Here is a 1,436-nt window from a genome sequence, read left to right on the forward strand (position 1 = left end):
CTAGTACGGCAGCCGCAGTGTGTGACCTTGCGGCGTGTCGTTGTCATGAAGGCGGCCACCGCGTGATCGACTTCAAGGTGTGTTGGATCTCGAAGAGGACGCGGTGGCCGCGTCGTGGACTGTAGTTGATGATCGTCTTGCTTGTTGGCGGGCCGGGTTCGATAACGTGTTCGCGCTGGTAGCGGGGCGTTTCGCGCAGGCGGACTCGCGTCGGCGGGCCCGGATGTATGTGCTGGGACTGCTGTCGGGGGCGGAGCGGAAGAACTCGTGGACGATCGCCGAGCAGGCCGGTGACCTGTGCCCGGATGGCATGCAGCGGTTGCTGAACTTCTACCGCTGGGACGCCGGGGCTGTCCGCGACGATCTGCGTGGTCTTGTGCTGGAACACCTCGGCGACCGCAGCGGGGTCGCGGTGGCCGACGAGACCGGATTCCTGAAGAAGGGCACCAAATCCGCGGGAGTCCAGCGGCAGTACTCCGGCACCGCCGGACGGATCGAGAACTGCCAGCTCGGCGTGTTCTTGACCTACGTGTCGGACAAGGGACGCGCGTTGATCGACCGCGAGCTGTATGTCCCGGTGTCCTGGACCGAGGACCGGGAACGCTGCCGCGAGGCCGGAATCGACGATACCGTGGAGTTCGCGACCAAACCCGAACTTGCCCAGCGGATGCTGGAACGGCTGCTCGACGCCGGCGCCGACCTCGAGTGGTTCACCGCCGACGAAGCCTACGGCGACAACCCCGGCCTGCGTTCCTGGTGCGAACAGGCCGGCCTCAACTACGTCATGGCCATTTCCTGCGACCACCGGTTCGACACAGCGACCGGGAAGCAGCGGGCCGACGCCCTCGCCGCCGCGGCACCACGCAAAGGCTGGCAACGCCTCTCCGCCGGGATCGGCAGTAAAGGACACCGGCTCTACGACTGGCTGCTGCTCGACCCCGCCACCCCCGGCGGGCAACTGCTGCTGGTCCGCCGCTCGATCAGCAAACCCGCCGAGCTGGCCTATTACATCTGCCACTCCACCTACCCGGTCCCAGTCGCCGAACTCATCCGGGTCGCCGGATCCCGTTGGGCTGTGGAGGAAACCTTCCAGTTCGCCAAGAACGAGACCGGCTTGGACCACTACCAAGTCCGCAAGTATGACGCCTGGTACCGGCATATCACCCTGTCCATGCTCGCCGCCGCGTTCCTCGCCGTCACCGCCCACGCCGAGCGGGCACGCGACGAAAAAGGGGCACTACCGACGACGCAGAGCAGCTGATTCCTTTATCCTGCAATGAAATCAGACGACTCTGGTCCACGCTCACCGACCCCGCACACCCATCCACGCACACCGATCACTGGTCGCTGTGGCGACGACGCCACCAAACCCGCGCCCGCCACAGCCACTACCAGCGACAACGCGACAAACATCCCACACTGCGGCTGCCGTACTA

1 pseudogene is annotated in these 1,436 nt (G+C 65.5%); it reads left to right on the forward strand.

Going from position 1 to position 1,436, the window contains the following annotated elements:
* Positions 1 to 223: 223 nt before the first annotated feature.
* A pseudogene (locus ACLJQZ_RS48460) lies at positions 224 to 1,436 on the forward strand (IS701 family transposase); the annotation flags it as partial.

The sequence above is a fragment of the Amycolatopsis sp. cmx-8-4 genome (genome assembly GCF_046548675.1).
Classification (GTDB): domain Bacteria; phylum Actinomycetota; class Actinomycetes; order Mycobacteriales; family Pseudonocardiaceae; genus Amycolatopsis.